24 protein-coding genes, 1 tRNA gene and 1 pseudogene are annotated in these 22,768 nt (G+C 62.9%); 15 read left to right on the top strand and 11 right to left on the bottom strand.

Going from position 1 to position 22,768, the window contains the following annotated elements; all coding sequences use genetic code 11:
* Positions 1–147 precede the first annotated feature (147 nt).
* Complete coding sequence (locus K3181_RS04380; RefSeq protein ID WP_221601134.1) at positions 148–1,245, top strand: fatty acid desaturase family protein; 1,098 nt, start codon at positions 148–150, stop codon at positions 1,243–1,245.
* Positions 1,246–1,341: 96 nt separating this feature from the next.
* Here K3181_RS04380 and K3181_RS04375 read toward each other — a convergent pair whose 3' ends face one another.
* The 8 genes from K3181_RS04375 to K3181_RS04340 form a co-directional block, all read right to left on the bottom strand.
* The gene (locus tag K3181_RS04375) at positions 1,342–1,596 is read right to left on the bottom strand and encodes a hypothetical protein (RefSeq protein ID WP_221601132.1); all 255 of its coding nucleotides are present in this window, start codon (positions 1,594–1,596) and stop codon (positions 1,342–1,344) included.
* Positions 1,597–1,665: 69 nt separating this feature from the next.
* Entirely contained in the window at positions 1,666–2,184 is a 519-nt protein-coding gene (locus K3181_RS04370; protein ID WP_221601130.1) for a GNAT family N-acetyltransferase, read from the bottom strand.
* Entirely contained in the window at positions 2,181–3,278 is a 1,098-nt protein-coding gene (gene lptG, locus K3181_RS04365) for an LPS export ABC transporter permease LptG (RefSeq protein WP_221601127.1), read from the bottom strand. Before lptG ends, K3181_RS04370 begins: the two co-directional genes overlap by 4 nt.
* 10 nt (positions 3,279–3,288) lie before the next feature.
* Positions 3,289–4,509 carry an LPS export ABC transporter permease LptF gene (lptF, locus tag K3181_RS04360; protein WP_221601125.1) on the bottom strand — a complete coding sequence of 407 codons (1,221 nt, stop codon included), beginning with the start codon at positions 4,507–4,509 and terminating at the stop codon, positions 3,289–3,291.
* 91 nt (positions 4,510–4,600) lie between these two features.
* Complete coding sequence (gene clpS, locus K3181_RS04355; protein ID WP_247714860.1) at positions 4,601–4,963, bottom strand: ATP-dependent Clp protease adapter ClpS; 363 nt, start codon at positions 4,961–4,963, stop codon at positions 4,601–4,603.
* 186 nt (positions 4,964–5,149) lie between these two features.
* A complete protein-coding gene (locus K3181_RS04350) occupies positions 5,150–5,944 on the bottom strand; it encodes a phasin family protein (RefSeq protein ID WP_221601121.1) in 795 nt (264 codons plus the stop codon).
* Positions 5,945–6,058: 114 nt separating this feature from the next.
* Positions 6,059–7,186 carry an FG-GAP repeat domain-containing protein gene (locus tag K3181_RS04345; protein WP_221601120.1) on the bottom strand — a complete coding sequence of 376 codons (1,128 nt, stop codon included), beginning with the start codon at positions 7,184–7,186 and terminating at the stop codon, positions 6,059–6,061.
* 20 nt (positions 7,187–7,206) lie between these two features.
* Positions 7,207–9,072 (bottom strand): PHA/PHB synthase family protein, encoded by a 1,866-nt coding sequence (locus K3181_RS04340; RefSeq protein ID WP_221601118.1) that lies wholly within the window; start codon positions 9,070–9,072, stop codon positions 7,207–7,209.
* 135 nt (positions 9,073–9,207) lie between these two features.
* On the opposite strand from K3181_RS04340, the gene K3181_RS04335 reads away from it, so the two are divergent.
* From K3181_RS04335 to K3181_RS04325, 3 genes are all read left to right on the top strand, one after another.
* Complete coding sequence (locus K3181_RS04335; RefSeq protein ID WP_221601116.1) at positions 9,208–10,395, top strand: LL-diaminopimelate aminotransferase; 1,188 nt, start codon at positions 9,208–9,210, stop codon at positions 10,393–10,395.
* 170 nt (positions 10,396–10,565) lie between these two features.
* The gene (locus K3181_RS15595) at positions 10,566–11,231 is read left to right on the top strand and encodes a winged helix-turn-helix domain-containing protein (RefSeq protein ID WP_247714859.1); all 666 of its coding nucleotides are present in this window, start codon (positions 10,566–10,568) and stop codon (positions 11,229–11,231) included.
* Complete coding sequence (locus tag K3181_RS04325; RefSeq protein ID WP_221601113.1) at positions 11,228–12,028, top strand: crotonase/enoyl-CoA hydratase family protein; 801 nt, start codon at positions 11,228–11,230, stop codon at positions 12,026–12,028. The genes K3181_RS15595 and K3181_RS04325 overlap by 4 nt, the downstream gene beginning before the upstream one ends.
* A 22-nt stretch (positions 12,029–12,050) precedes the next feature.
* Here the strand turns inward: K3181_RS04325 and K3181_RS04320 are convergent, their stop codons facing one another.
* Together K3181_RS04320 and K3181_RS04315 are read right to left on the bottom strand one after the other, a co-directional pair.
* Positions 12,051–14,048: a sensor domain-containing diguanylate cyclase gene (locus K3181_RS04320; protein WP_221601111.1), complete on the bottom strand. Its 1,998-nt coding sequence runs from the start codon at positions 14,046–14,048 to the stop codon at positions 12,051–12,053.
* On the bottom strand, positions 13,939–14,718 hold the full coding sequence (locus K3181_RS04315; protein ID WP_221601109.1) for an acyl-CoA thioesterase: 780 nt from the start codon (positions 14,716–14,718) through the stop codon (positions 13,939–13,941). Before K3181_RS04315 ends, K3181_RS04320 begins: the two co-directional genes overlap by 110 nt.
* A gap of 124 nt (positions 14,719–14,842) precedes the next feature.
* Between K3181_RS04315 and K3181_RS04310 the strand changes: the two genes are divergently transcribed.
* The 11 genes and pseudogenes from K3181_RS04310 to K3181_RS04265 all read left to right on the top strand — a co-directional run bounded on the left by K3181_RS04310 (position 14,843) and on the right by K3181_RS04265 (position 21,725).
* A tRNA-Cys gene (locus tag K3181_RS04310) sits at positions 14,843–14,916 on the top strand.
* Between the two features lie 167 nt (positions 14,917–15,083).
* Positions 15,084–15,308, top strand: a pseudogene (locus K3181_RS15830) (Arm DNA-binding domain-containing protein); the annotation flags it as partial.
* Between the two features lie 36 nt (positions 15,309–15,344).
* Positions 15,345–16,265 carry a tyrosine-type recombinase/integrase gene (locus K3181_RS04305; RefSeq protein WP_247714858.1) on the top strand — a complete coding sequence of 307 codons (921 nt, stop codon included), beginning with the start codon at positions 15,345–15,347 and terminating at the stop codon, positions 16,263–16,265.
* A complete protein-coding gene (locus K3181_RS04300; protein WP_221601105.1) occupies positions 16,262–16,765 on the top strand; it encodes a hypothetical protein in 504 nt (167 codons plus the stop codon). The genes K3181_RS04305 and K3181_RS04300 overlap by 4 nt, the downstream gene beginning before the upstream one ends.
* 79 nt (positions 16,766–16,844) lie before the next feature.
* Positions 16,845–17,084 (top strand): helix-turn-helix domain-containing protein, encoded by a 240-nt coding sequence (locus K3181_RS04295; RefSeq protein WP_221601103.1) that lies wholly within the window; start codon positions 16,845–16,847, stop codon positions 17,082–17,084.
* Positions 17,085–17,375: 291 nt separating this feature from the next.
* Positions 17,376–17,834 (top strand): hypothetical protein, encoded by a 459-nt coding sequence (locus tag K3181_RS04290; protein ID WP_221601101.1) that lies wholly within the window; start codon positions 17,376–17,378, stop codon positions 17,832–17,834.
* Positions 17,824–20,118 carry a DUF5906 domain-containing protein gene (locus tag K3181_RS04285; RefSeq protein WP_221601099.1) on the top strand — a complete coding sequence of 765 codons (2,295 nt, stop codon included), beginning with the start codon at positions 17,824–17,826 and terminating at the stop codon, positions 20,116–20,118. The genes K3181_RS04290 and K3181_RS04285 overlap by 11 nt, the downstream gene beginning before the upstream one ends.
* Positions 20,119–20,295: 177 nt before the next feature.
* Positions 20,296–20,733, top strand: a complete 438-nt coding sequence (locus K3181_RS04280) for a hypothetical protein (RefSeq protein WP_221601096.1) — start codon at positions 20,296–20,298, stop codon at positions 20,731–20,733.
* A complete protein-coding gene (locus tag K3181_RS04275; RefSeq protein WP_221601094.1) occupies positions 20,730–21,239 on the top strand; it encodes a hypothetical protein in 510 nt (169 codons plus the stop codon). The genes K3181_RS04280 and K3181_RS04275 overlap by 4 nt, the downstream gene beginning before the upstream one ends.
* Positions 21,229–21,489: a hypothetical protein gene (locus K3181_RS04270; RefSeq protein WP_221601092.1), complete on the top strand. Its 261-nt coding sequence runs from the start codon at positions 21,229–21,231 to the stop codon at positions 21,487–21,489. Before K3181_RS04275 ends, K3181_RS04270 begins: the two co-directional genes overlap by 11 nt.
* A complete protein-coding gene (locus tag K3181_RS04265; RefSeq protein ID WP_221601090.1) occupies positions 21,486–21,725 on the top strand; it encodes a hypothetical protein in 240 nt (79 codons plus the stop codon). Before K3181_RS04270 ends, K3181_RS04265 begins: the two co-directional genes overlap by 4 nt.
* Here the strand turns inward: K3181_RS04265 and K3181_RS04260 are convergent.
* A complete protein-coding gene (locus K3181_RS04260; protein WP_221601088.1) occupies positions 21,705–22,595 on the bottom strand; it encodes a hypothetical protein in 891 nt (296 codons plus the stop codon). The genes K3181_RS04265 and K3181_RS04260 overlap by 21 nt on opposite strands.
* Between the last annotated feature and the right edge of the window lie 173 nt (positions 22,596–22,768).

Here is a 22,768-nt window from a genome sequence, read left to right as displayed (position 1 = left end):
GCGCATTACCTTCGTTCAGTTTGGGTTAGCCCTGTGTGCGCTAGCTGATCTTTGTCAAGGAAACGCGGGACCGCGATCACTATGATCGACAGCGCGCGCTGTATCGCGCGCATGTTTTCGGCTAGGGGCCTCCCAGGAAATTCGACCATGAATGTGCAACAGACACCGATTCCGGCTGCCGACATCGTCTCGCGTCGTAACGCGGGTTCGGGCTGGCATGCCCAGATCCCCGACGACAAGGCGATGCTCCGTGCTGCGCGCGACCTGACCAAGGATATCGCGGCGCATCGCGCGGACATCTATTGGCCCGACATGATCGGTTCGGCGCTGGTCGGTTACGCCGCGCTGGCGGGCGCGATTTTCGTCAAGAGCGTTCCGGTGGCAGTCGCGCTGGGGGTGCTTTCGGTGCTCGCGCTCTATCGCGCGCTGCTGTTCATCCACGAGATCTCGCATTTCCGGAACGGCGCGCTGCCGGGCTTTCGCGCTGCATGGAACGCGTTTGTCGGCATTCCCATGTTGACCCCATCCTTCATGTACGAACAGGTCCACACGCTGCACCACAAGCGCACGCAATACGGGACCATCGAGGACCCCGAATATCTTCCGTTGGCCTTGATGAAGCCGTGGAGCCTACCCGCCTTCGTGCTGATCGCGCTGCTCGCGCCGGCTGCGCTGCTGCTTCGCTTCGCCGTGCTGGTCCCGCTCGGGACCATCATCCCGCCGATCCGCCGCCTCACCTGGCAGCGGCTGAGTGCGTTGGCGATCAATCCCGAATTCCGTCGCCGCCCGCCCGAAGGCGATCTGACGCGGCGCGTCCTGCTGCAGGAGCTCGGCGGCATGCTGTGGAGCTGGGCGCTGATCGGCAGCGTCTTCGCCTTCGGCTGGAAGCCACTGCTCGTCGCGCTCGCGGTCGCCTCGGTAGTCGCGCTGCTCAACCAGCTGCGCACTCTGGTCGCGCATCTGTGGGAGAACGAGGGCGAGGCGATGACCGTCACCGCGCAATTCCTCGACAGCGTCAATGTCCCGCCGCCCGGCCGCATCGCGGAACTGTGGGCGCCGGTGGGGCTGCGTTATCACGCACTGCACCATTTGATGCCCTCGATGCCCTATCATTCGCTGCCCGAGGCGCATCGCCGGCTGGTCGCCGAACTGGCGGCGGAGTCGAGCTATCACGGGGCCAACCATGCGGGGATGGCGGTGCTCGTCGCGCGGATCGCGCGAAGCACCATGCGTCCGCGCGGCTAATCCCGTCTCCGGAACGGCAAAAAGGCCGCTCCCCTCGGTGGGTGGGAGCGGCCTTTCGCATTTCACCCGGTATTAGGCCGGGCAAAGCGATCAATCTCAGTCGACGTTGATGTCGGCCTTGACGCCGTCTTCGCTGACGGTCGCATCGACATCTTCGCCATCGATCGTCAGGCTCGAGCCTTCTTCGGTCTCGACCGGGTCGGCAACGACGGTTTCGGTCGCGGTCGGGGTGATCACAGTGGTGTCGGCGGTGTCAGTCGCTGCGGTGTCGGCGGTTTCGGGCGCATCGGCCTCGCCGCAGGCGGCGAGCGCGAGAGCGGCGGCGAGCGCGGGAATGGCGAGTTTGGTCATGTCACGTCTCCTTTGTGGCAACATTGTGGCAAGAACAGCCTGTGTCGCGGGAGGTTCCCGGAAAATGGTTCAGTCGAGGAAGCGGATCATCGCCCAGCGCCGCTCGCGCGGCAGGCCATGCGCGACCTCCTGCTCGATATCGGCCTTGAGCCGCGGGTAGACATCGAGGTCTGCCACCATCTCGAAGCCGTGCCTCGCATAGAAGGGCGCATTCCACGGCACGTCGGCGAAAGTGGTGAGGGTGAGCGCGGCGAAGCCGCTGTTGCGCGCATCGATGCCGAGCGCGCGCAGGAGGACCGACCCCACGCCCTGCCGCTGCATGTCGGGATGTACCGAAAGCTCGCGGATATGCAGTTCGCGGCGGAACGGTTCGGTCGAGATGAACCCGACCAGCCGGCCTTGCGATTCTGCGACCAGCGAATGGCCCTTGCGGATGAGGGCTGCCTGCTCTTCTGCGGGGATGGCATGCATGCCCGCCACGCCGGCGAGTCCTTCGATTTCACGAAACAACTGCCCTGCGGCGAGTTCGATGGCGGGGAGGTGCCGGGCATCCTCCACTCGTGCGAGACGGATCGAGAAGTGGCTCATTCCTCGGTGCGGATCAGCACCGTCTCGCCGATGAGCAGGAACAGGAAGAACGGGGCCCAGGCGGCGAGGAACGGCGGGTAGCCCCCGAAGCTGCCCATCGCGAGCGCTGCGTTGTCGACTACAAAATAGGCGAAGCCCAAGGCCATCCCGATGACTGCGCGAACGAACAGCTGGCCCGAACGTGCGAGGCCGAAGGCTGCCACCGCACCGAGTAGGGGCATTAGGAAGGCCGATAGCGGCCCGGAGATCTTGTGCCACCATTTCGCCCGGAGTTCCGCCGTGCGGCGGCCGGCGCGTTCGAACTCGGCGATCGAGCCGGTGAGCGTCCAGAAGGGCTCGGAATCGGGATCGATCTTGGCGAGGTCGATCTGGTCGGGGGTCAGCGCCTCGCCCACTACGAGCGAGCGGGGCTTGTCAGTAACCGCGCTTTGGACGCTGAAACGGGTGATCCCCTCCAGCCGCCAGCCGGGATTGGCGTAGCGCGCGCTGTCGGCGGCGATCTGCTCGACGATCATCCCATCAGCATTGCGGCGGTACCAGGTGACCTTGCGCATGGCGATCGCCTCGCCCGTGCCGGCGAGGTAGGCGGCGGTGAGGATGTTGCCGTCGTCGCTCAGATAGATGTTCGTGCGCACGCGGCTTTCGGTCGGTATCGGGCCGTATTCGACCGCGTCCCAGGCCTTGAGCGTTTCGGTGGCGCGGGTAACGACGCGCTCGTTGAAGCCGAAGCTGGCGAGCGAGACGAGCCCTGCGGTCAGCAGCAGCGGCGCCAGCACCTGGTGTGCGGAAAGCCCCGCCGCCTTCATCGCGATGACCTCGCTGTTCTGGTTGAGCGTGACCAGCGTGATAAGCGTCGCCAGCAGCACCGAATAGGGCATGAAGCGCGCGATCAGCTGCGGGATGCGGAGCCCTGCATAGGTCAGCAGTTCGCCCTGTCCATTGCCCGGAACGGCGAGGATTTCGCCGCTGGTCGAGAGCAGGTCGAGCATCAGCAGCACGAGCACGAGGACGAACAGCATGGCCGCGATCCGCGCTGCGAAGAGCTTGGCTAGATAGAGCGTCAGCGTGCGCGAGGGGAAGAAGTCGAGCTGCATGGAGTTCCCGTTATTCGGCCGCCGCAAGGTCGATCGTCAGTCGCCGGCGGCGGAACAGCTTGCCAACCCGCTTGCTCATTTTGCCGAACCAGATTTCCAGCGCACCGATCGCCTGCCCGCCAGGGACGTGAGCGACGCGCCAGTACATCCATATGATCAACGCGGCGAACAGCAGGAATGGTCCCCACAGAGCGACGATTGCGTCGAGCCGACCGAGCGCGGCGATGTCTTCCCCGTACTGATTGACCTTGTGATAGGCGACCACCATCACGATCGAAAGGAACACGCCCAATGCGCTGGTTGACCGCTTCGGTGGGATCCCCAACGCCACTGCCAGCAGCGGCATCAGCGCCATCATCACCACTTCGACGAGGCGGAAGTTGAAGCTGGCCTGGCTGGCGTCGCGCTTTTCGTCGGGCTGGGTGGCGCTCCAGCCGATACGCAGCAGTTCGGGCAGGATGTACTCGCGCTCGGCATCGCCGCGGGCGCGGAATTGTTCGATCTTGGGAAGGTCGATCGGCAGGTCGTGGCGAGTGAAGGTGAGCACGCGCGGGGTCTGGCTGCCGGTATCCTGAACGATCGTCCCATCGGTGAGCCGCAGGATGATCGTGTCGGGATTGTCGGTCGTTGCAAGAAAGGCGCCTTCCTTGGCCGAAATCGACAGCACCTGGCCCTTATCGTTGGAAACACGCGCGAAAATGCCCTTGAGGCGCCGCCCGTCGTCCTCACTCTCTTCGATCCTCAACGCCATGCGATCGGCCAGCGTGGTGAACTCGCCGACCTTGATCGACGCGCCGAGCGCGCCCGAGCGCAGCTCGTATTCCATTTGCTCGTAGTAGTAACGGCTGATCGGCTGGATGAAGAACACCAGCGCGACATTGATCACCATCAACACGGCGGTGATTGCGAAGGGGACGCGCAGGAGCCGCCCGTAGCCGAGCCCGACCGCGCGGAACACGTCGAGCTCGCTGGTGGTGGCGAGCTTGCGGAAGGCGAGCAATATGCCGAGCAGCAGGCCGAGCGGAATGGCGAGGCTGGCGTATTCGGGGATCAGTGCCATCAGCATCTTGAAGACGACGCCCACGGGGCCGCCTTCGACCGCGACGAAATCGAACAGTCGCAGCATCTTGTCGAGTACCAGCAGCGAAGCGGCGATCGCGAACACGGCCAGCATCGGCACGATCACGAGCCGGAAGATATACCGATCGATGCTGGGAATGAACTTGAACAAGGTGCCGCCGGTCGATTGTCTCCGCCGCTGCCCCTAGCGCGCTTTTCGGCGCAGGTCATGCCCCTTGTGGTTGCGGCTCAGGGGCAGGCGCTCAGGCCTTTTCCAGCGTGCACTGCAGCGGGTGCTGGTTCTGGCGGGCGAAGTCCATCACCTGGTGGACCTTGGTCTCCGCGACTTCGTAGGGGAAGATGCCGCAGACGCCGACGCCCTTCTGGTGGACGTGGAGCATCACCCGCGTCGCTTCCTCCATGTCCATGCGGAAGAAGCGCTTGAGCACGATCACCACGAATTCCATCGGAGTGTAGTCGTCGTTCAGGAGCAGCACCTTGTACTGGCTTGGCTTCTTCGGCTTGGCGCGGGTCTTGGTGGCAATGCCGACCTGGCCTTCGCCATCGCGCGCATCGTCATCGCCATCGGTGGCGCGGATCGGGAGGGGAGTCGGAATCTGGGACATTTCAGGGGCCATTATCGTATCGCTCGGCCAAATCGCAAGGCACCAGCAACACGCACTCGAGCGGTGACCTCGTGGGAAGACGAAAAAAGGGTCGGATGGCACGAGACCATCCGACCCACGGTGTCCAATTCGCCGGGCGAGGGAGAGAGGAGAGAGTGCCCGACAGAATTGAAGCTGTAATTCGCCTTAGGCGGCCTTGCGGACCTTTTCGGCGGCGAGGCTCATGCGGGTTGACACCGGTGCGAAGGCTTCGTTCGCCAGCTTGAGCATGGCTTCCGTGTTCTTCGAGGTGGTCGCGACCAGCGCGTCGAAGTTGCGGCGGGCGATTTCGCCCTGCAGCTGGAACAGTTCGGTCGGCGACTTGATCGCGGTGAACTTCTTGACGTCTTCCTGGACGGTTTCGGCAGCCGACTTGGCTTCCTCGACATAGGTGCGGCCCATGTCCTGCATGCCGGCGGCGAGGATCTTGCCCGAAGCGACGAGGGCTTCGAGATTGCCCTTCTGGAATTCGACGGCGTCCTTGGTCATTTCGGTGCCCTTGTCATAGGCGGCCTTGGCGCGGGTCTGCATGTCGGCAGCCATTTCCTTGGCCTTGGCAGTGTAATCGGTGGTTGCGGTCTTCTTGGCAGTGGCCATGATGGTATCCTTCAACTGGGAAATCGGAGTGGTCTTGGCGGCTTCCGCCTTGGTCGGAGCGGCCTTCTTGGGGGCCGCCTTGGTCTTTTTCGCGACAGTCGGCTTGGTGGCCGGTGCAGCTTTCTTCGCGAGGGCCTTCTTCGGCGCGGCCTTCTTGGCCGGAGCCTTCTTCGGTTCCGCGGCGACCGCCTTCGCGACGGTCTCGGCCTTCACCGGAGCTGTGGTGTCCGCTTCGACGGCCTGTTCGACCTTCTTCGCGCTCACCGCCTCGGCGGTCTTCTTTTCCGCTGCCTCGGCGAAAGCCTTCTCGGCGGCGGCGTCGATCTTGCTCTGGTTCTCGGACATCGGAAACCTCGATTTGTTGCAGTGCACAAAATAGGCATTGCAATTGCGAAGTCAAGCGATTTTTGTGCAGTGCACAATAAGCGGAAAACCCTCATCTAGCCAATGGCTTGAGGGTCAGCGCTCCTCGCCTTCCGTGCGATTGAGCATGATCTTGTTGGCTGCCTCGGAATTGGCGATCACGAGATCGGGGAGGCCATCGCCGTCGATATCGCCCGCCGCGATGCCGTAGGTATCGGCGAGCTCCTCCTCGAGCTCGGTATAGACGAATTCAGCCTTGCCGCGATTGTGCAGGATGGCATTGCGACCTTCGGTACCGAGCGCGAGATCGACCAGGCCGTCGCCGTCGAAATCCACCGCCGCCATCGACTGCACGGGTTGCGTGCCCGCGGCGATGGCGCGCGGGGCGGCGAAGCTCCCGTCGCCCCGATTGGCGAGAAGGGCGACCGACCCATCGTCGCGGCCGAGCATGATGTCGGCATCGCCGTCGCCATCCATGTCAGCGGCGACGAGCTGGCGATTGTCGCCTTCGGTCCCCGAGAGAGGGGTGGCGGAGAAGTTCCCCATCCCATCGTTAAGCAGGACCAGGCTCGCCGCACCCTCGCGCCGGGCGATCGCAAGGTCGGTATCGCCGTCACCGTCGAAATCGCCGGTGGCCATCCCGGTCGAGGGACCGTCGGTGCCCGGCAGTTCAATCGCGGGCGAAAACCGCATGTCCCCGAGGCCAAGGAACAACAGGTCCGGGCCCCGGCGTCGCGCAATGGCGATGTCAGAACGGTCATCGCCATTGGCATCGAGGCCGACCGCATTGCGCGCGGAGCCTCCGCTGCCCTCGAGTGTGCCGGCCTCGGCGAAATTCCCCTTGCCGTCATTGACCAGAACGACCGCCGCAAGCAGGTCGCGCACGACCACGATGTCGATGTCGCCATCGCCGTCGTAATCGCCCGGCTGGACACGATAACTCGCCGACGGGCCGCGCCCGATCGGGAGGGCTTCGAGCAGCCGGCCGTCGCCATTGTTGAGGTATACGAAATCCGGCTGCGCCCAGTGGCGTCCGTTCGCGGCGAGCACATCGAGATCGCCGTCTCCGTCGACATCCGCCAACGCGATATCGGCGGTCATCCGCGCTTCGAATTCGAACTCCAAGAACACGCTATCGCGCAGTTCGATCTCGTCCGCCCGGGCGGTGGTGGCAGCGATCAGAATGCCGGCGACGGCAAGCATCGTGGCTCGGCGAATTTTCATGCATTTCTCCAACAGGCGTGTCAGCGCGTGGCGACGTAGCGGCCGGGAGCGTCCTCGATCGTTCTATCGCCTTTCCCGCCGGGCTTGCGCTTGCCCGTGGCGGAGACACGCGCGCCGTCCTGGGCGCGCAGCCACTCGATCCAGTCGGGCCACCAGCTGCCCGGATGCTCGACGGCGCCCTCGCGGAACTGGGCCAGCGTATGGACCTCGCCATCGTTGAGCCAGTACTGGTATTTGTTCGCATCGGGCGGATTGACCACGCCGGCGATGTGGCCCGAGCCCGCCAGCACGAATTTGATCGGGCCCTTGAAGTGATCGCGGATCTTCCACACGCTTTCGGCCGGCGCGATATGGTCCTCCTTGCCCGCCTGGACATAGGTCGGCGTCTCGACGAGGCCGAGATCGATCGGGGTGTTGTCGACGCTCAGCGCGTCCGCTTCGACCAGCCGGTTGTCGCGGTAGAGGTCGCGCAGATATTGCTCGTGCCACTTCGCGGGCAGGTTGGTAACGTCGCCGTTCCAGTGGAGCAGGTCGAAGGCGGGATAGTCCTCGCCCAGCAGGTAGTTGTTGACGACATAGTTCCAGATCAGGTCGGTGCCGCGGAGCAGGTTGAAGGTCGCTGCCATGTAGCGCCCGTCGAGATAACCGTCGGCACTCAGCGCCTTGACCATGCCGAGCTGCCCGTCGTCGACGAAATTGAGCAGGTCGCCCGCCTTCTCGAAATCGATCTGCGCGGTGAAGAAGGTCGCGCTCTTGACCTTGTCCTGATCGCCGCGGCGGTGGAGCAGTGCGAGCGTGGCGGCGAGCGTGGTCCCCGCGACGCAATAGCCGATCGCATGCACGCTCGGCACGTCGAGCCGCGCGCGGATATGGTCGATCGCATCGATCTGCGCGCGGACGTAATCGTCCCACACCACGTCCCGCATGGTCGCGTCGGCCGATTTCCAACTGACCATGAACACGGTGACGCCCTGCGCGACCGCCCATTTGACGAAGCTCTTCTTCGGGTTGAGGTCGAGAATGTAGAAGCGGTTGATCCAGGGCGGGAAGATCACCAGCGGCGTCTCCATCACCTCCTCGGTCGAGGGCGAATACTGGATAAGCTGGTAGAGCGGCGTTTCGTGGACCACCTTGCCAGGCGTCACCGCGATATTCACGCCCAGCGTAAAGGCACTCGCGTCGGTATGGCTCAACTGCCCGCGCCGGAGGTCGGCCAGCAGGTGCTCCATGCCCTTGACGAGGTTCTCGCCCCTGGTCTCGAGAGTGCGCTCCATCACGACAGGGTTGAGCAACGGGAAATTCGCCGGGCTCGCTGCTTCGGTGACGGTGCGCGTGGTGAAGCGCAGTTGCTCGCGCTTGTCGTCCGACAGGCCCTCCATCCGGTCGACCATCTCGGCGACGCGTTCGGCGAGGAAGAGGTAGGTCTGGTGGATCAGCGCATAGGCGGGATGCGCGCGCCAGCGCGGATCGGCGAAGCGGCGGTCACGGCGCGGCAATTCGGCTTCGTCTTTCGCGCCCGGCTGACCATCTGGGCCGAGCGTATACTGATTCATCACCTGCTGCCACAGCGCCACGCCATCCTGCACCAACGCCTGCTGCTGCGCGGGATCGGCCAGCGGCATCTGCCGATACCAGTCCTGTGCCAGCTGCATCCAGCGCGTCGGATCGAACCACGGCGCCAGCGTCTGCGGATCGGCCAACTGTTCCGTCTGGTATTGCAGCCACATGCCCTGCAGCTTCGCCCCGACTTCGGTCCAGTGGCGCATGTCTTCGGTCGACAGCGGCGTGCCCGCAGTCGCTTCGGCCAGCGGCGCGAATAGCGTGCGCGCAAGCTTAGCCGGCGCTTCGAACATGTTGGTGAAGGGGTCGGGGCCGTCGTCGGTCATCATCGCTCCTGCTTGGTGCCAAGCACCTGTTGGGGAGACAATAGGATATTGCGTGTCCCGATGCATCCGTCCCGTTGGCACCTGCACGGTGAATGGGTAATCAGTGTGACTCATCCAACGCCCGAAAGAGAGCGAATGTCCGACGAATTCTACCGTATCAAGCGCATGCCTCCCTATGTCATCGCCGAAGTCAACGCGATGCGGCATGCCGCGCGGCAGGCGGGGCGCGACATCATCGACCTCGGCATGGGCAATCCCGACCAGCCGCCGCCGCAGCATGTCATCGACAAGCTTTGCGAAGTCGCCGCCAAGCCGACGGCGCACGGCTATTCGCAGTCGAAGGGCATTCCCGGCCTCCGCAAGGCGCAGGCCAATTACTACGGTCGCCGCTTCAACGTCGATCTCGATCCCGAGCGCGAAGTTGTGGTGACGATGGGCTCGAAGGAAGGCTTGTCGTCGATGGCGACCGCGATCAGCGCGCCAGGCGACGTCATCCTCGCGCCCAGCCCCGCCTATCCGATCCACACCTACGGCTTCATCATTGCGGGCGCCACGATCCGCTCGGTGCCGACCACGCCCGACGAGCGCTACTGGAAAGCGCTCGACAACGCGATGGCCTATACCGTCCCGCGTCCGACGGTACTGGTGGTCAACTATCCGAGCAATCCCACTGCCGAGACGGTCGATCTCGCCTTCTACGAACGGCTGGTCGACTGGGCGCGCGAGAACAAGGTCTGGGTCCTGTCCGACCTCGCCTATTCCGAACTCTATTACGACGGCAAGCCGACCCGCTCGATTCTCGAAGTGCCGGGCGCCAAGGACGTGGCGGTCGAATTCACCTCGATGTCCAAGACCTTCTCGATGGCCGGCTGGCGCATCGGTTTCTGTGTCGGCAACAGGGAACTGGTCGCCGCGCTGACGCGGGTGAAATCCTATCTCGACTACGGCGCCTTCACCCCGATCCAGGCGGCCGCCTGCGCCGCCCTGAACGGTCAGCAGGACGTGGTCGAGCAGAACCGTCTGCGCTACCAGAACCGTCGCGACGTGATGGTCGAAAGCTTCACCCGCGCCGGGTGGCCGATTCCAAATCCGCCCGCCAGCATGTTCACTTGGGCCAAGCTCCCGCCCGGGTTCGAGGAGATGGGCAGCCTGGAGTTCTCCAAGCAGTTGCTCGAACACGCCGGTGTCGCGGTGGCGGCGGGGGTCGGCTTCGGCGAGGAGGGCGAGGGCTTCGTCCGCATCGCCATGGTCGAGAACGAGCAGCGCATCCGCCAGGCGGCGCGCAACGTCAAACGCTTCCTCGCCGAGCACGCAGGCGGCTAGCGGGCGAATTGCGTCCACATCGGTGGCATCTCCCGCCGATACGGTTTCCAAACGATTCCCTTCACTTACTCTCGGTGAAACTGCGCAGCACCGGGGGTGATTCGTTGGGAGAAGCGGAGTTCCTGTGGCTATCCAACAGCCCGGATGTTCCAATCCGGTGGGATCTCCGCTTGGCCGACTGGTCGATGCGGCACGCCCCGGCTGCAGCGGGCGCGATCCACGGCCTCCCGGGGATGCTCGACTGGCGCGCCGCGAGCCGGCCGGCCGACTGGCGCGAACTGCAGCGTCGTGGGCGGATCGTGGCTGTCGGAGTCGACGACGCGCGTGAGCGGGCCCGGCTGCTCGACCAGGGGCTGGGCGATGCGCTTGGGAGCCGGGTCGGCTTCGTCGAACTCGGCGCGCGCATGGCCCGACTTGCCTCCCGCACCCGCGCTTTGCCTCGCCGTCTCGATGCCGGACCAGTCACGCTCGACCTGTTCCATCGCGACGGGCGCGTAGCTGGGCGCTGGCTTGGCCTTCACCCGCGCGAATTCGCGCTTCTCTGGCGGCTTGCCGAAACTCCGGGCGTCAGGGTGGGGCGAAGGCAGCTGCTGCGTGACGTGTGGCGGCTCGATCACGTTCCCGAAACCAACTCGCTCGATGTCCATGTCTCGCGCCTACGCGCCAAGCTGCATGTCGCGCGCTGCGCCTGGCTGGTCGCGACCGATCCGCTCGGCGGCTACCGCCTCGCTGCATCCCGCCGGCCGCATGAGCTAGGCGGCGGAGCAACTGGACTTGTCACGCCCGTGAGCTACGAAGGGGACAACGCATCCCCTGGGCGAGAGGCAGTTCCATGAATTTCAACGACCGCGTTTCCATCGATCTGGGCGACAACGGCGTCGCGCAGGTACGCTTCACCCGCGGCGACAAGATGAACGCGCTCGACCCGGCGCAGTTCGAGGCGATCCTCGAAGCGGGCGAGGCGCTGCGCGCGATGCAGGGGCTGCGGGTCGCGGTGCTTTCGGGCGAGGGGCGCGCCTTCTGCGCCGGGCTCGATTTGTCGAGCATGGCGGCGGGCGGGTCCTCGCCGCAGGCCAAGCTCGCCGAGCGCACCCATGGCAATGCCAACCGCGCGCAGGAAGCCGCGATGACCTGGCGCAAATGCCCTGTCCCGGTGATTGCCGCGGTGCACGGCGTCTGCTTCGGCGGCGGCCTGCAGATCGCCAGCGGCGCCGATATCCGCGTGGTCCACCCGCAGACCCGCATGGCGGTGATGGAGATGAAATGGGGGCTGGTCCCCGACATGGGCGGCTATGCGCTGTGGCGCGGCCTGGTGCGCGACGATACACTGCGCGAGCTGACCTATACCAACCGCGAATTCTCTGGCGAGCAAGCGTTAGGCCTTGGCTTCGCTACCATGGTGGAGGAGGATCCGCTCGCCCGCGCCACTGCCATCGCGGAGACGATCGTCCAAAAGAACCCCGATGCCATCCGCGGCGCCAAGCGTCTGTTCCGTGTGATGCATGAAGAGGGCGAGGACGCAATCCTGCTGGCCGAGAGCGTCGAGCAGGACGGCATCATCCGCACGCCCAACCAGGTCGAGGCGGTGATGGCCGAGATGCAGAAACGCGCGCCGGCGTTCAAGGACAGCTGAGCGCTTCACAAGCCGGCTTCGGTTAGGCCGCGATCGTCAGCCGGTTGCGGCCCTCGTTCTTCGACTGGTAGAGCGCTGTGTCGGCAGCTTGCAGGAGGAAGGTTTCATCGGCGCCCTTCTGGTGAACGGCGACCCCCAGGCTGATCGAGATGCTGCGGGGGCCTTCGAGGGCGGCCCAGTCCAGTTCGTGGCAGGCGATCCGCAGCCGTTCGCCGATCATGGCCGCGACTTCTCCCGAGGTTTCGGGCAGGATCGCAAGGAACTCCTCGCCACCCAGTCGGCCGAACAGGTCGCCCTTGCGCAAGGCGCGCTCGCCGAGCGCCGCGATCTCGCACAAGACCTGGTCGCCCACCGCGTGGCCATGGATGTCGTTGACCGATTTGAAGTGGTCGACATCGATCATCATCACGGCGAGATCGCGCCCCGCACGTTCCGCACGGGCGATTTCTTCGCCTAGCCGCGCGAGCAGTTTGCGCCGGTTGGCGACGTGGGTCAGTTGGTCGGTTTCCGCAAGTAGCACCGCTTCGCGGGCCAGTTGCTCGGCGCGCGCCTTCTGGCGCTCGAGTTCCTTGGCTGCGCGGACATGCTCGGTGACGTCCTTGAGCACGCCAAAAATCGCGACGGGAACTCCGTCTTCGAATTCGATGTCGCCCAAGGATTCGACATGGCGAATGGCGCCATCCGAACGCTTGATGCGCGCTTTCAGGATGAACTTTTCCTGCTGGACGACGGCCTTCGCCAGTACCTGTCGAACCTTCTCATTGTCCTCGGAAATGATCGATCCATGCTCCAGGTTCATTGCCCGGTCCCTTTTCGGATCGAGCCCGTAGATATGGAACATGCCGTCGGACCAGTCGCTCGTCCGGTTCCTGAGGCAATAGCGCCAATGGCCTACATGGGCGAAGGTCTGGGCCGCTACATGTTGCGCTTTTCTACGGGCGATCTCGTTCATCTGCCCGCGCGATTTTGCGAGCAGTGTGGCGAGGGGCAGGGCCGAGGCGAACATCGTGAGCAGGTAGAACTGGAAGAAGTATATTTCCGCGATCGGATCGCCGACGAATGCGATAGGGCTGGTTCCGGCCGAAACGGCGAAGGTGCCGACGGCGGCGATGGTAAACACCATGGCCAGCGCGCCGGTTACGCCCAGCATGTAGGTGGCTAGTACCGTTCCCGCCAAGGGCAGGAACAGCAGCGGATATTCTTTCTGGAAGAAGGTGAGGCCGATCGTGACCGCACAGAATCCGGCGACCAAGGCAATCCGCCCCTTACCACCGGCAACCGGTTCCTCGCCCGCGACGATGCGCAGGGAGGTGACGATCGCCGGCGCCACGATCAGGATACCCAGCAGTACGGTGGTAAACCAGGACAGGACGAAGACAATGTCGCCAGCGTGACCAGTGGTGACCGAGGCGATCGCCGCGCTTGTCGAGGCTGCGGCCAGGGCTGCTCCGGAGAATCGCATCACCCATCGGGGGTTGTCGAAACGTCCGCATCCACGATTTTCGCAGGCAATCTTGGCGGCGATGAAGCCTTCGAGGAGATTGGCCACGGTAAAGGCGCAGGCGATCCCGATGCTGGCGCCAAAGGCCAGGTTGATGCCGATGCTTATCGGCGCGACGAGCGCAATCAGAAGTGTCCGGGGCTTGGGCCTCAGCATGAGCAGCCCTGCGACGAAGACGCCGCTCGAGGGCCAGATGATCGCGATCCCGTCGTTGGTCTGCGTGTAGATCAGCGAGATCGCGGCAAGGATGCCGTAGGCGATTGCGAACAGGAGAGCGCCAGGCCACCCGATCGCCAACCTGTTATCGATCATCAGCTTCATGCGCGTTCGCGGTAACCCGTTACGATTAAGATTTCCTGTCCGGTGCTCCCGTCCGGCCGATTTCACACATCGATCACACGGCCACCCGTCAGCCGAACACCGCGACGCATTGCATGCCGTCGAGCACCTGCTTGCCTTCGGCGTTCCACAACCGCAGGCGTTCGCTCGAATAACCATGCGCGGCGTGCTGGCTGGCATTTTCCGACAGCCACCAGCCGTCGCGCGTCTGCGGTTCGGGCTCGAGCAGGTTGAAACTCCAGTTGATCGAGCTGATCGGACCCTGCCGCTTCATCGCGCGCATCGCGCCGGGCGGCAGCACGTCGCCGAGCAGGATGAGCTCGCTGACCGGATTGAGCCCCTCGCGCTCGGCCAGCCGTGCCCAGCGACGCACGACCGGCTCGCCGGGCCCCTGCAGTTCCTGCGCGCGGCGGAGCTCGAAATTGCTCTGGATGAAGGCCGGGCCCTTGCCGTGCATCGCGGGTTCGGCCTGCTCGGGGCCGCCGGGCCAGTCGGATACCGGCGCGGCCTCGTGCTCGGCATTGGCCTCGCGCTCGGTCCCGAAGAGCCAGAAGGCGGTCAGTGTGCACGCACCCTCGCACCAGATCTCGCTGCGCACCTGCGCAACATTGCGACCCTGGCGGACGATCTCGCGCCGCAACTCGGCCTCGGGCCCGGTCGGCGCAACGAAGGCGACTTGCGCGGCGCGCAGCGGCGGCAGGTCGGGGAAGGCGCGAACAGCGGCGGTATAGGCAATCAGTGCCGAGGCGCCGCCGTAGAGGGTCCGTCCCTGCATCCAGGCGTCGAGGCCCGAAAAGCGCGTCTGGCCGCCATCTGCGGTGATCGGATCGAGGAGATTGGCAATGCTCATGCAACGGGTCATTGCCGCTCTGCGGTCATGCGTCCAGACTGACGTTACGGAAGACGTCACGAGGCGATTGCCTTTGTTCCGGAGAATCGCTAGTGCGCCGCTTCCCGTCTGAGAGGGCGGGCGAGGCCCGATGGCGGAGTGGTTACGCAGAGGACTGCAAATCCTTGCACGCCGGTTCGATTCCGGCTCGGGCCTCCATTTCCCCTTTTTCTCCCTTTCGTATTCTTCCGATTTTGACACGCAAATACGCGGGTTTCCGCCATTCGTGTGCCTGAAATCTTTTGTTCCCTTTTCTCCCTTACTGCGCGATAAGGAGGGGGAGATGGAGGGGGGCGATCTCCTCTTAGAACACGGAGGCGAGCGGTATGGGTAAGCTCACAGCGAAGGCGGTTCAGGCGCTAGGGCCGGGGAGGCATCACGATGGTGATTGTCTGCTCTTGGAGGTCCGCAAGACCGGATCGCGCTCGTGGTTGGCGAGAGTGCGCCATAACGGGAAGCGCCGGGACATCGGACTGGGAAGTGCCAGCGTCATCTCGCTGGCGAAAGCGCGTGAGCGGTGCAGAGAGGTGCGACTTGCGATTGCCGAGGGCCGCGATCCTCTGACGCTTTGGAAGCCATCCCCTCCGATGGCTCGCTTCTTCAATGAAGTCGCTCTCGAATTCATCGAACAGCGAGAGATCAGCGGAAAGTCGCGGCAGCAAGCGATTAGCCGGTTGGAGAAATATGCATTCCCCAGCCTTGGTAAGCTACAGGTGCAATCGGTCGATGCCGACAATATTGCCGAGGCGCTGCGCCCGATCTGGACCACGAAGCCGGAGACAGCGGTGCGAACGCGCGATTTGATCCTGCGAACGTTGCGCTTTGCTCGCCCGGACGGTGCGCTGCTGGAAACGACACTCGCCCGAGCGATCACCGACCGCCTTCCGGCGCAGCCCCGCAACAAGAACTTCGCGGCGATGCCCTACACCCAGGTGCCGGAGTTCATGGCGAAGCTCACTCAGAAGAAGACAATGGGATCGCTCGCATTGCAGACGGTGATCCTTACGGCCACGCGCTCCGGTGAAACGCGCGGGGCCACGTGGCGGGAGATTGACTTCAAGGCGGGAGTTTGGACGGTCCCAGCCGAGCGAATGAAGATGAAGCGCCCGCATCGCATCCCCCTATCGCCGGAGGCCATAGCGGTTTTGAAGGCGGCGCGCGTAATGCCGAAGGCTGACCTGAAAGCCGATAGCCTCGTGTTCCCCGGCGCGACAGGCAAGCCCCTAAGCGACATGACGCTGACGAAGATTTTGCGGGACATGAAGGAGCCGTTCACCGTCCACGGTATGCGGTCCAGTTTCCGCGATTGGGCTGCGGAGCAAATGTCGATGCCGGGTGAGATTGCGGAAGCCGCGCTGGCGCACGCTGTCCCCAATGCCGTTGAAGCCGCCTATCGGCGCACAACCTTCTTCGACAAGCGCCGGGAGATGATGGAGGCGTGGGGATCGTTCTGCGACGGAAGTGATGGCGCGGACGTAGTGCCGATTAGGAAAGGGCGCGGACAGTGACCGAAGATGAGTTGATGGAAGAACTCTACCAAGCGTCACGAGCCGGTCACACGATACGCAAAGAGTGGCTGGAAGAATTCATCTGGCATCCCGATGGTCAGGAGCGATTGCGCGAATTGGGGCGCGAGGCAGACGAGCCGTTGCTGATGGCGCTGATGGATTTGCTTCACGAGTATGCTGATGCCTCGCGCCGGAATGCGAGCAAGAAGCGCCGCAAGACCACTGAGCCGGGGGTGAACTGGCAGCGAGAGCTTGCCGCGCACCTTCAAGAGCACGGCCCGAAAACAAAGCTAGCCAAGTTTCGCAGCCTTCCACGCAAGCGTTCGCTCGATGAGGAGGGACCGTGCGAGGAGCCGCTTTCCCTGCTTAACGGAAAGTGGCTCCTCTTTCGCGATCCCGATGATCGGATTGTTTGTGTGGAAGATGCAACCGGCATCGCCAACTCGATCAGCTACGCAACCTTTGAGGACTATCTGAAGCCCAAACCCAAGGCGCGCTAACTTTTTCAGGGTGATTAGCCGCTAATCTCCCTCTCCGCTGGCGCAATTCGTCTGTCGTTCCAACGAAAGGACACGACAAATGGATGATTTCAGACCCCGGCTAGTTGACCGCCACAAAGCGCGCGAATTGCTCGGGAACATTGGCGATAGCAAGCTCTATGACCTCTTCAATCGTGGTGAGATTGAGGGTGTGTTCCTCGACAACAAGCGCCTGTTCGTGGTCGCTTCGATTGATGCCTACATCGACCGCCTAACCAATGCCCGGCCCGATGGCGTTTCGCGCCGCGTCGGCAACCTCAAGTATTGCGATGCAGAGTGAGGAAGAGGCACACCCGCCATACGATGGCCCCTTCTGCGAAATCAGCCGGGATGGTGTTTTCTACGTGTTCGCTATCGAGCCTCGCCTAGCCGGGGCCGGGGAGCCGCGATCCTATTCCTGCAAGAGCGTCGCTTGGGGGCAAATGCTCGCATGGGCGCAGCAATTCCGCCTCCCGGTGCGCGACCTCACCAATCCGAAAGTCGGGCCGAGAGCCTAGGCAAAAATTCTTCGGAATTAGTGCTTCGAATTGAAGTGCTTAGGCAAAATAAGGACGCTCGAAAGGAGCGAAATATGACCCAATTCTATCGCAAAGCCGCCTGCAATATCGTGAAGCAGGGCCACCCCTCATTCGACCGTCAGGCCGAGAGCGATCAGGCGGCAGCGGGAGGTTTCCGCCCGGACCCGTTTGCTGGCCAGCTTCGCTACGGTGAGCCGGAGCTTATCGCCCTCGATCACCAGCAATCGCTGAAGGCCGAAGGCTACTCCGTGCGGCTCGCTGGCGACCGGGCCACCCGGCTTCATCGCGGCATCGTCGCCAACCCGGAAGCCGAACGCCTCGCACTGGTGACGCTCGACAACGGCAATCGGTTCGCGGTCAACTTTGACGAGTTCGACCTGACCACCGGCTACTGCTCGGGATCGATGATCCGGGAAGCCATCATCATCGACGTTCGCAACCTCCGGGCGCGGATCGCTCGCATGATCGAGGATGCGGCAGCAGTCGTGGGGGAGCCGGATGATGGCGAGTAAGAATGAAACGCCCCCTGACCCGGGGGAGGGGTCAGAGGGCGCAGCTCACCGAAGCCAGCCCCCTTTTGCGGCCGATCCGATTCAGAAGGAAACGAGCGACAACGGGCTGCTGCCTTCCGTCCTACTCAAATTCCTGCGAGACGCGGGTGCAGAGGTCACGAACCTAGGAAGCGCGTCCATCTCGCGTGAAGTGGAAGGCTATCCCAAGCCGGTCGGCGGCTACAAGTTCTCGGCCAAGGGCATCTCCGCTTGGGGCGTGGCCGAAGCGCCGGAGGAAAAGCTGGCCGAGCAGATAACCGAGGCGCTTGCCGAGGCGAACCTGCCGAAGCCTACTGCGATGCTGGCGCTCCCGGATAATCCGCCCGGTGTCGTGATGTCCGATCCGAACACCTTCATCTGTCACAACCTCAAGGGCCAGATTGTGTTGGTTCATCAGCGTTACGAAACGAAGGACGGGGGCAAGGGCTTCATACCTTGGACACGCTGGTCCGATGGTCAGTGGCGCAAGATCGAGCCGGAGGTCATGCCGTTCTGGGGTATCCTCGGCGCGAAGGACAAAGCCGTTCTCTACATTCACGAAGGCGCGAAGGCAGCGAAGCGGATGCAGCGCATGATTGCAGGCGCGATCCCTTCGGACACGTTCCCGTGGTTCGAGGAAATGCGATACGGCCACCACATCGGCTGGATCGGCGGCATCTGGGCGCTCAATCGATCCGATTGGGAAGGCCTCGCAAAGATGGGCTGGAGCACGGTGATCGTGGTCGCGGATAACGATGGGGGCGGGGTGCGCGTCGCGGCTCAAGCCTCGCGCTTCTTCACCTGCCCAACCTTCATGCTCCGCTTCGGGGAAGATCACCCGGCGCGCTTCGATTGCGGCGATCCGACACCGCCTAGCCTAATGGATGAAGAGGGCAATTACATCGGCCCGTCTTATGCGGATTGCCTTCACTCCTATGATCGAGCGACTGACCTAGTTCGAATGCCAGATCGGGAAGGGCGGATGCGCTCCGTCCCGGTCCTGCGACAAGCGTTCATCGAAAGCATCGCGGTCGTGACCGAGACGCAGCAAGTTTTCCATCGATCGCACCCAGCACGCGCGATGGATAAGAAGCCGTTCAACGATAGCGTCAGGCCGCGCTCTGACACGCCCGACACCTATAGCCTTATCACGCAGCAGCCGCAGTGCGTTTGCGATGCGCGGATATATAGCCCCGACCGGCCTCCGGGGCCGCTAACCGATGGCGGGAGGATGGTTTGGAACGCCTATGAGCCTTCCCCCATCGCGGCGACCGCTGGCGATCCTGCACCGTTTTTCGCTTACCTAGAGCACCTGTTCCCTATCGAGGGTGAGCGGTTCGAGGTCATGCGCTGGATAGCCACGCTAATCGCGCGCCGGGACATTCGGATGCACTATTCGCTGCTCCTGATTTCCAAGACGCAGGGCGTCGGCAAATCGACCTTGGGCGTGATCCTCTCCGGCCTATTGGGCGAGGGCAACGTCGCCTTCCCCGGCCAGAACGCATTCGAGAGCCAGTTCAACTCGTGGGCGAACGGGCGGCTCCTGGTATTCGTCAACGAGATATACACGAACGGAAATGCGAAGGTTTACGACCACCTCAAGAATTTCATCACTGATGATGAAATCGAGATCAACGAGAAGCACGTGCGACCATACCGGATCAAGAATTGGTCGGTGATCGCCGCCTGTTCGAACTCAAGGAAGGCGCTGTTCCTGCCCGATGAGGATCGGCGCTGGCTCGTGCCTACGGTGACGGAGGAGCTTCGTGACCGGGCCGACTGGGGTGACCTCTACGCATGGCTCAATGCCGGGGGTCTAGGGATCATCCGGGCGTGGGCCGAAGAATTTGCTCGCGACCATGCCGTGAAGAAAGGCGAGCGTCCCCCGGCCACCGCTGCGAAGCGAGCGATTGTCGCTGAGAATAAGTCGGAAGGGCGATTGTTCGCGCGCGACTTCGGTGAGGAGTTCGCGGACATGGATCCAACGGTCTGCCGCGTGAGCGATATTCGCGCTTGGATCGCCGGCAAGCGCGGCATCGATCTGGGCCATGCGAACCTCGAAAAAGAGCGCCTGATTATCGATGAACTGGAGGCGGTCGAGGGACTGACTATCTGGAAAGGCGATGCGCGGCCCAAGATCGGAGGGCGGCGCGGAGAGAAGGCGACGGTTGTGTTCAACTTCGTGCCGGAGCCGGGGGCGACGTGGGGCCAACTGGAGGATCGACTTAAGACACTGAAGGAGCTGGGTTTCGAGCCTCCAATGTAGAAGGAAACGACTACCACGAAGGCGTTCCCCGTTCCCCGATATACCCCCCGAAATAATTTACGCGAGGAGAACGGGAGAGAAGGGAGAAGGGGATAGAGCCGAGCTAATTAGAAACGCCCCCCTAATCGGGGAACGGGGAACGCCCCCGAAACAGAGGAAAGAGATGTGGAACATTCCATGAACGACATTGCTGATTTTGAGGAGCATATCGCTTCCCTCATTGCGGGCAGGGGTGAGCCGGATCGCTCCAATCTAGAAGCCTTCCTGCGCCGCCATCCCGGCATGACAGTGCGGGACTGGAAAGGCCTTGGCCCCTCCATCCCCCTCGATCCAGCAGGGTGGGAGAAACCGTGGCATCGACTGCGAGGCGATGAGGTGAAGGAGGAGGCGGTTCGAGCTTTTGCGCGCGAGCTTCCCCACAATCTGCGTCAGGCCGCAGCCCGCCACCCGGACCTCATCTGGAACCCCCTCGCTCGCAAGTATCGGGTGCGCCAGCCCGGTGACCGGGAGGGGGGTCAGGGAAGTCTAAGCACGGCCCACCCCAAGACCGGCGGCGATCACGAAGAAACTCGCAAGGGTGCAGAAACATCACGAATTTTGAGGAGAAGACCATGACCGATAAGCCCAAAAAGCCCCGTCGCACTCGCGTGGATAGTCAAGCCGGAGTTGCTGCCGCGATGGTGGCCGGTGGGAAGAAAATCACCTTGCCCGCTGGCCTGACCCTGACCGCCGCCGAGCGGCGCGTTTTCGTCGAGCTTTGCGAAGAACACAGCAAGAGCGAACTGACCAGCCATCGCATCCGTTTGCTTGTCTCGCTCGCCCGCAATCTGATCGCCCTCGACAACGAACAGAAGGCCATCGCGCGGGAAGGCTCCGTGCTCGTGAACAGCCACGGCAACGCTTACCCGAACCCCCGCGTCAAAGTGACGACCGGGCTGCACAATTCGATCCTTTCGATGCGCCGCTCACTCGGCATCCACACCCGCGCCTTGGAAGGCGGGAGCAACCAGAAAGCCGCTGTCCGTCGCGCACACAACAAGGCCAATGAAGCCGACCGCGAAAACTACGACACCAACCTCATCAACTTCCCCAAGCCACAGGAGACTGACGATGATGATTGAACCCGAAGCCCTCGCCACGCGCGGGGAGGTAATCGCCATGATCCACGGCCTGCATCTCTCGCTGGCCGAGAAGTGCCGGATCGAACCGGGCGCAGACAACGAAGATGTAGCTATCGCCGCGCTCTATGGTGCGTTGGACGCTTCGACCATCCTCATGTCCGGCAACAAGGATGCGGGGATCGGGTGGCTCCGGGCCGCACTCGATGTGATTGAAGCCGGTCAGCCCCTTGTAGCAGAGACGATCCAATGACCCGGCCCAACCTCTCGATAGGGGACCGCCTCCAAGCCGAGCCGTTTAAGGTCCGCCGCCGGGTGCTAGAGCTATTGGACGAACTCAGCGCCCCGCTTCCCCCGCGCGAAATCGAAAAAGCACTGACCCGCTCCGGCTATACGAGACGGGAGGCCAAGGCGCTCACCCTATCCCTCAAGAAGCTCCCGATAATCGCGATCGGATCTCAACCAGCCTCAAGCAAAAAACAGGATTAGCATCAGTAGCACAATCATTGCTCCGACAAGCATCTTGAGGTCTTTGAGCTCTTTGTAAAATGGCGCGACCCATCGAGGATCGGGAGTAGGGGCCGGCAAATCAGATCCACCCCAATCGGAGTCATAGACTTCGTCCTCTGATACGACTTCCTTTTGCATCCGTTCGATTATTGAGTGGGGCTTGACCGCCTTGCTGATCGAAAACGTGGCATCCCAAACCTTCCCCACCCTAGGCAAATCGATGTCGCTGTCTTCGGGCATCTCAATGTCTTGGCCGCGTTGTTCCGAGCAAAGTACCTTGTATTCGTCCGCGTCTATGTCAGGCGTCCACTCCGCATAGAACCCACGTGCGTGGCAATCGAAACGAGCCGCGCCGATTTGATCAGCTGCAATCCTCTGGGAGATCAAATCGAATTCAGCCTTAGGAACAGCTAGGTCGAACTGGATCATATCGGAGAACTCTTGTCCCCACATCGGATCGGTATCAGTCCTGCTAGGCCACGCCGAGGCGCTCGCTGCGCGTGCTCCAACATCTGCTTCTGCATTGTCGGCGATGGGCCGAATGACCAAGAAGATGTCTTCAATGGGCCGTGAAGTCCCAAACATCGAATACTTGGGTTTTCCATATCGCCTGACGCTTTCCGGTTCGAGGGCAGCACGTATCCATGAACCGCCATCGTCAAATTTGCTCTCCACTGCGCTCCGTTCGTGAAGAGATAATTCAGTTGCCACGAAAGAGTGTGAGAAGGTCCATGGTATTTTGTCCCGGCCTTCCTTTCCATCTTCAGAAACCTCTCGGATCGCCCATGGATATAATCCAGTTTCAGTCTTGGCGTTGAACCGCAACTTGCGCTCTAAATTGTAATCCATTGGTCCCCCGTAAATAGGCTTCAGGCTCCGACTTATTGCTTCTCTTTGAACTATATACAACCGAACCTCACCCTAGATCGAACGCCTTGCCCGCCAAGCTCTGACGCTGCCGGGGAGAGCGCGAGATCAGGCAAGACGCGACGCTGCCGAAAACGGGTTGAGGCATCCGGCCT

The organism is Qipengyuania mesophila (assembly GCF_019711655.1).
In the GTDB taxonomy this organism is placed as follows: domain Bacteria; phylum Pseudomonadota; class Alphaproteobacteria; order Sphingomonadales; family Sphingomonadaceae; genus Qipengyuania; species Qipengyuania mesophila.
The sequence above is the reverse complement of the archived record's forward strand: the minus strand, read 5'-3'. Positions and strand labels throughout refer to the sequence as shown.

Excerpts from the sequence above, each read along its gene's own strand:
- K3181_RS04380 (WP_221601134.1), top strand. The coding sequence starts at position 148 with ATGAATGTGCAACAGACACCGATTCCGGCTGCCGACATCGTCTCGCGT.
- K3181_RS04375 (WP_221601132.1), bottom strand. The coding sequence starts at position 1,596 with ATGACCAAACTCGCCATTCCCGCGCTCGCCGCCGCTCTCGCGCTCGCC.
- K3181_RS04370 (WP_221601130.1), bottom strand. The coding sequence starts at position 2,184 with ATGAGCCACTTCTCGATCCGTCTCGCACGAGTGGAGGATGCCCGGCAC.
- lptG (WP_221601127.1), bottom strand. The coding sequence starts at position 3,278 with ATGCAGCTCGACTTCTTCCCCTCGCGCACGCTGACGCTCTATCTAGCC.
- clpS (WP_247714860.1), bottom strand. The coding sequence starts at position 4,963 with ATGTCCCAGATTCCGACTCCCCTCCCGATCCGCGCCACCGATGGCGAT.
- K3181_RS04350 (WP_221601121.1), bottom strand. The coding sequence starts at position 5,944 with ATGTCCGAGAACCAGAGCAAGATCGACGCCGCCGCCGAGAAGGCTTTC.
- K3181_RS04345 (WP_221601120.1), bottom strand. The coding sequence starts at position 7,186 with ATGAAAATTCGCCGAGCCACGATGCTTGCCGTCGCCGGCATTCTGATC.
- K3181_RS04340 (WP_221601118.1), bottom strand. The coding sequence starts at position 9,072 with ATGACCGACGACGGCCCCGACCCCTTCACCAACATGTTCGAAGCGCCG.
- K3181_RS04335 (WP_221601116.1), top strand. The coding sequence starts at position 9,208 with ATGTCCGACGAATTCTACCGTATCAAGCGCATGCCTCCCTATGTCATC.
- K3181_RS04325 (WP_221601113.1), top strand. The coding sequence starts at position 11,228 with ATGAATTTCAACGACCGCGTTTCCATCGATCTGGGCGACAACGGCGTC.
- K3181_RS04320 (WP_221601111.1), bottom strand. The coding sequence starts at position 14,048 with ATGCCAGCCAGCACGCCGCGCATGGTTATTCGAGCGAACGCCTGCGGT.
- K3181_RS04315 (WP_221601109.1), bottom strand. The coding sequence starts at position 14,718 with ATGAGCATTGCCAATCTCCTCGATCCGATCACCGCAGATGGCGGCCAG.
- K3181_RS04305 (WP_247714858.1), top strand. The coding sequence starts at position 15,345 with ATGGCTCGCTTCTTCAATGAAGTCGCTCTCGAATTCATCGAACAGCGA.
- K3181_RS04295 (WP_221601103.1), top strand. The coding sequence starts at position 16,845 with ATGGATGATTTCAGACCCCGGCTAGTTGACCGCCACAAAGCGCGCGAA.
- K3181_RS04290 (WP_221601101.1), top strand. The coding sequence starts at position 17,376 with ATGACCCAATTCTATCGCAAAGCCGCCTGCAATATCGTGAAGCAGGGC.
- K3181_RS04285 (WP_221601099.1), top strand. The coding sequence starts at position 17,824 with ATGGCGAGTAAGAATGAAACGCCCCCTGACCCGGGGGAGGGGTCAGAG.
- K3181_RS04280 (WP_221601096.1), top strand. The coding sequence starts at position 20,296 with ATGAACGACATTGCTGATTTTGAGGAGCATATCGCTTCCCTCATTGCG.
- K3181_RS04275 (WP_221601094.1), top strand. The coding sequence starts at position 20,730 with ATGACCGATAAGCCCAAAAAGCCCCGTCGCACTCGCGTGGATAGTCAA.
- K3181_RS04270 (WP_221601092.1), top strand. The coding sequence starts at position 21,229 with ATGATGATTGAACCCGAAGCCCTCGCCACGCGCGGGGAGGTAATCGCC.
- K3181_RS04265 (WP_221601090.1), top strand. The coding sequence starts at position 21,486 with ATGACCCGGCCCAACCTCTCGATAGGGGACCGCCTCCAAGCCGAGCCG.
- K3181_RS04260 (WP_221601088.1), bottom strand. The coding sequence starts at position 22,595 with ATGGATTACAATTTAGAGCGCAAGTTGCGGTTCAACGCCAAGACTGAA.